Source organism: Mesorhizobium sp. M2A.F.Ca.ET.067.02.1.1, from assembly GCF_004023285.1.
Taxonomy (GTDB): domain Bacteria; phylum Pseudomonadota; class Alphaproteobacteria; order Rhizobiales; family Rhizobiaceae; genus Mesorhizobium.
This window is the reverse complement of record NZ_RZSB01000458.1, coordinates 1-4,882: the sequence shown is the minus strand read 5'-3', so window position 1 is coordinate 4,882 and position 4,882 is coordinate 1. Positions and strand designations below refer to the sequence as shown.

At 64.9% G+C, this 4,882-nt stretch carries 5 protein-coding genes; 4 read left to right on the top strand and 1 reads right to left on the bottom strand.

Annotation, left to right across the window (positions count from 1 at the left end; translation table 11 throughout):
• Positions 1-16: 16 nt before the first annotated feature.
• The 4 genes from EOA28_RS24965 (at position 17) to EOA28_RS24950 (ending at position 3,667) form a co-directional block, all read left to right on the top strand.
• On the top strand, positions 17-796 hold the full coding sequence (locus EOA28_RS24965; RefSeq protein ID WP_128315392.1) for a ParA family protein: 780 nt from the start codon (positions 17-19) through the stop codon (positions 794-796).
• A gap of 65 nt (positions 797-861) precedes the next feature.
• Positions 862-1,755: a ParB/RepB/Spo0J family partition protein gene (locus EOA28_RS24960; RefSeq protein ID WP_127252950.1), complete on the top strand. Its 894-nt coding sequence runs from the start codon at positions 862-864 to the stop codon at positions 1,753-1,755.
• Positions 1,756-2,131: 376 nt separating this feature from the next.
• A complete protein-coding gene (locus EOA28_RS24955) occupies positions 2,132-2,758 on the top strand; it encodes a DUF1326 domain-containing protein (RefSeq protein ID WP_127252949.1) in 627 nt (208 codons plus the stop codon).
• A gap of 123 nt (positions 2,759-2,881) precedes the next feature.
• Positions 2,882-3,667: a DUF2182 domain-containing protein gene (locus EOA28_RS24950; protein ID WP_127252948.1), complete on the top strand. Its 786-nt coding sequence runs from the start codon at positions 2,882-2,884 to the stop codon at positions 3,665-3,667.
• A 143-nt stretch (positions 3,668-3,810) separates the two neighbouring features.
• Here EOA28_RS24950 and holA read toward each other — a convergent pair whose 3' ends face one another.
• Positions 3,811-4,854 (bottom strand): DNA polymerase III subunit delta, encoded by a 1,044-nt coding sequence (gene holA / locus EOA28_RS24945; RefSeq protein ID WP_127252947.1) that lies wholly within the window; start codon positions 4,852-4,854, stop codon positions 3,811-3,813.
• Positions 4,855-4,882: the final 28 nt, after the last annotated feature.

The window sequence follows — 4,882 nt, the reverse complement described above, 5'->3', positions numbered from 1 at the left end:
GAGCACAGCACCGCGTATCATCACTGTCGCCAACCAGAAGGGTGGCGTCGGCAAGACGACGACGGCCATCAATCTGGCGACGGCCCTGGCCGCGATCGGCGAGCGCGTGCTGATCGTCGATCTCGATCCGCAGGGCAATGCCAGCACCGGGCTCGGCATCGACCGCAAGGACCGGACCGTCTCGTCCTATGATGTGCTGACCGGCGAGCTCGATCTGGAAGCGGCCGCCGTGCCGACGGCGGTGCCCGGCCTGTCCATCGTGCCCTCGACGCTCGACCTGCTCGGCATCGAGATGGAGATCGCCTCGGCGCCCGACCGTGTGCTCAGGCTGCGCAATGCTCTGCGCGCCGCGGCAGAGCGTTCGGCGCCGTTCGGCTATGTGCTGATCGATTGTCCGCCCTCGCTCAATCTTTTGACTTTGAATTCAATGGCGGCAGCCGATTCCGTTCTCGTGCCGCTGCAATGCGAGTTCTTCGCGCTGGAGGGTCTCAGCCAGTTGCTGGAAACGGTCGAGCAGGTGCGCGGCACGATCAATCCGGACCTGACCATCCAGGGGATCGTGCTCACCATGTATGACGGGCGCAACAACCTAGCCAACCAAGTGGTGCAGGATGTACGCACCCATATGGGCGACAAGGTCTATGAGACGATCATCCCGCGCAATGTGCGGGTCTCCGAAGCGCCGTCCTATGGCAAGCCGGCGATCCTCTATGACCTGAAATGCTCCGGCAGCCAGGCTTATCTGCAGCTCGCCTCCGAGGTGATCCGCCGTGAGCGCAAGCTGCGCGCCGCCTGAGCCGCGGCCGCCTGGCAGCCGTGGTTAATCAGCCGATTCGATTCCGAAACGATCTGGACATTATAATGAGCGAAGACCAATCGAGAAAAAGACTGGGCCGTGGCCTCGCTGCGCTTATCGGCGAAATCGACCGTCCGGCGGCGCCGGAAAAGCCGAGCGCGACGGTGGCGGCGGACGGCAAGGTGCCGATCGAGTTCGTCAGCCCCAATCCGAAGAACCCGCGCCGGCATTTCGGCGACGCCGAGCTGACCGACCTTGCCCAGTCGATCCGCGAGCATGGCGTGGTGCAGCCGGTGGTGGCGCGCCCCTCGCCCTCGCAGCCCGGCCGCTACGAGATCATCGCCGGCGAGCGGCGCTGGCGGGCGGCGCAGCGCGCCGGGCTCGCCGAAATCCCGGTCATCGTGCGCGACGTCAACGACCGCACGGCGCTGGAGCTGGCGATCATCGAGAACGTGCAGCGCGCCGACCTCAACCCGGTCGAGGAGGCGCAAGGCTATCAGCAGCTCATCGACGAGCATGGCTATACCCAGGCCGATCTCGGCCAGGTGATCGGCAAGAGCCGCAGCCATGTCGCCAACACGCTGCGTCTGCTGAAGCTGCCTCCCGTCATCCACTCGATGCTGGTCGACGGCGATCTGTCGGCCGGTCATGCCCGCACGCTGGTGACCGCCGAGGACCCGGCGGGGCTTGCCAAGCGCATCGTCAAGGAGGGGCTTTCGGTGCGCCAGGCCGAAGCGCTGGCGCAGACGCCCGCCGGCCCGACGCCGGCCAAGGTGAAATCCGCGACAAGCGCGCCCGAAAAGGACCCCGACACGCTGGCGCTGGAGAAGCTGATGACCGACACGATCGGCATGATCGTGAGCATCGAGCACAAGGGCAAGGGCGGCACGCTGCGCGTCGATTACCGCTCGCTGGAGCAGCTCGACGAGTTGTGCCGACGGCTGAAGGACGAACGGTAGGCGGCTGGAACACCACGGTATATGGGGGTGGCTGAGGTTTTGGCTTAAGTCTGGATACGCCTGATATATCGGTGATAGACATGAAAGGGCTGGCGATATGCCGGCCTTTTTTTTGTTGACGGCCGTTGGGATTAGCCAAAGCGGCACCACGGCCTTCGCCAATCACCGGCGGCGACGAGGGCCAAGTGTCGGAATCGGCTCCGGAGGCCGCCGCTTGACAGTCGGCGGCAACGGCGTACCCTCTATTAGCTTGAACTTAAATGCCCTGGCGTGCCGATCAGTCGCGATGAGGGCTTTCTGCCGTTCCGACACCGTGAAACGGCACTGCTCGCCAAAGCGATATGCCCGACGCGCCTGACGCAAACGGGAGGTGCAAATGGCGGTCAGTTGGCAATTGTCCGGAAGCTATTTCGAAAATTGCAGCTGCGATGTCGTATGTCCTTGTCTGATGTCCACCAACGCGCAGCTGACGTCGAAGCCGACCAAAGGCGTCTGCGACGTCGGTCTGGTCTTTCACATCGACAAGGGCAATTACGGCGACGTTCGACTGGACGGGCTCAACGTCGCGATGGTTGCGCACACGCCAGGCCCGATGGCGGAAGGCAATTGGACGGCCGCCGCCTATATCGACGGTCGGGCCGATGACCAGCAGACGGAAGCGCTGGGCGCGATCTTCACCGGCGCCGCGGGTGGTCCGATGGCTGCCTTCGCGCCGATGATCAGCACCAACCTCGGAGCCAAGAAGGTGCCGATCGACTACAAGATCGACGGCAAGAAGCGGTCGGCGGCGATTGCCGGGGTGGCTGAGCTGGCCGTCGAACCGTTGCCGACCATGCGCGAGGACGGCGAGATGTGGGCGGCTACCGGCCATCCCGTCAATCCCGACTGGCTCGGTCTGGCGATGGGGGGCGCAGGCAGCACCTTCAGCGACCATGGCATGAGCTGGGACAATTCCCGCCGCAACGGGCATTACGCGCCGATCAACTGGTCCGGCCAGCTCTAGAGCGTTTCACCGTTTCACGGAAACGGCGATCCGCTATCCCTTTGTTTTTACGCAATTCCGGGCGGAAAACCGCTCACACTTTCCTGGAATTGCTCTGGCGCCTGGCAGCAGAACGGCCCGCTCATGCCGCTGACCCTGCAGCGAAACATCATACTCGCGTTGCTGATCGCCGCGGCCGCGGCGGCATGGTGGGCGCTGCTTGCCTGGCAGCAGACAGGCATGGACGCCGACATGCGCATGGACTCTCCCACCATGGGCATAACGGCCGCGCTGTTTCTTGCCGTCTGGCTGATCATGATGATCGCCATGATGTTTCCGGCGGCGGCGCCGATGATCCTGACCTTTCACCAGGTCCAGAGCGGCAAGCGGGGCCGTGGCCAGGCCTTTGTCTCGACCTGGGTGTTCGTAGCCGGCTACATGCTGGTCTGGACGGCGACGGGCGTTCTCGCATTTGCCGGCGCGGCGGGCGCGGAGATGCTGGCCGCACATGTGGGATTGTCTGCGGCGACGGACGCGCGCATCGGCGGCGCGCTGCTGATGGTGGCAGGCGCCTATCAGCTCTCGCAGTTGAAAGACCTGTGCCTCGCCAAATGCCGCTCACCGATCGGTTTCATCCTGACCTCATGGCGCGATGGGCGGTTAGGCGCGGTGCGCATGGGCCTGCGGCATGGGCTCTTTTGCCTGGGCTGCTGCTGGTTGTTGTTTCTCGCTCTGTTTCCGCTCGGAATCATGAACCTCGCCGCAATGGCCGTGGTCACGCTGCTGGTCTTTGCGGAGAAAACATTCCCGTATGGAGAGCGGATTGCGAAGGTGTGGGGCGTGGCCCTGCTTCTTTATGGCGCGGCGGTGCTGATCCTTCCGCAGGCGCTGCCAACTTTCCAGCCGATGGACACGATGACGATGAACTGACTGAAGGCGGCTCTCTGGCAAAGATAGCCTGACGTCTTCATAAAGCCGTGAGTGCCGCTGCGGTTGGCTGATACGCTGGCGGGACAGCGCCCCCCTCTGTCCTGTCGGACATTTCCCCCACAAGCGGGAGATCGGCTAATCGCCTACCTCTGCCCCAATCTCGCGCTTTCGATCGCGATGCCGAGCAGCGCCTGCCTGGCCAAGGCCTCCGCCAGGTCCGGCCGCTTGCGCGTCTGCAGCACGGCCGTCTGCAGCCGGCTAAGCGCCCGACCGAGTGCCTCGACGTTCCAGCGCTCCAGCGTCTTTTCCACCAGCTTGCGGCGCGAGAAGAAGACGGGCGGACGGGCGCCGGCAACGACCGAGGCGGCGTTGCGGCCGCCGCTCTCCATCTGGCCGCGCATCACCTGGATCGCCTGCAATTGCCGCATCGCCGAAGACAGCACCAGGAACGGATGGCCGCCGGACTGGCAATGACGGGTGAAGGCGATGTCGAAATCGCCGACCCTGCCGTCCAGCATGGCGTCGACCGCGGCATCGAAGGAGGCGCCGGAGACATCGCCGGACAGCGCGTTGATGTCCTCGATGCCGATCTCCTTGCGGCCGTGCGCATAGAGCACCAGCTTCTCGATCTCGCCGCGCGAGGCGAGGCGGTCGCCGCCGAGATTGCGGCGCAGCGCCTGGCGGGCTTCCAATGTCATCGACATGCCCGCCTTGCGCAATTCGTCGTCGATCACCGAGTCGAGATCGCGGGCTTCGTCGGCATAGCAGGGCAGAGCGATGGCGTTGGCGGCGGCCTCGACGATAGCCCTGAGGCCCGTGCCCTTCTTCAGGTCGCCCGCCTCGATCAGAATGACGGCGTCGCGGGCGGGCTCGGTGGTCAGCGCCTTGATGTCGTCGGCCAGCGCCTTCTGGCCGCTGGCGTTTCTCACCCAAAGCAGCCGCCGGTCGGAAAACATCGGCACGGTGCGAGCCTCGTCGAGCAGCCGGCCCTCGTCGCGGTCGACCTCGGCGCCGTCGAGCTTCACCACCGAGAAGGGGTCGTCGAGCGGCAGGCCGGTTTTCGCGGCGAAGGCTTTCGCGCGCTCGGCGACAAGGCCGCGATCGGGACCGTAAAGCAGGACGATTCCCATGGAGGGGTCAGGCCTCGCCAGCCACGAATCGACCTCGTATCCTTTCTTCTGTGCCATGCGGGGTGGGTTAGCATGAGGCGGGGCG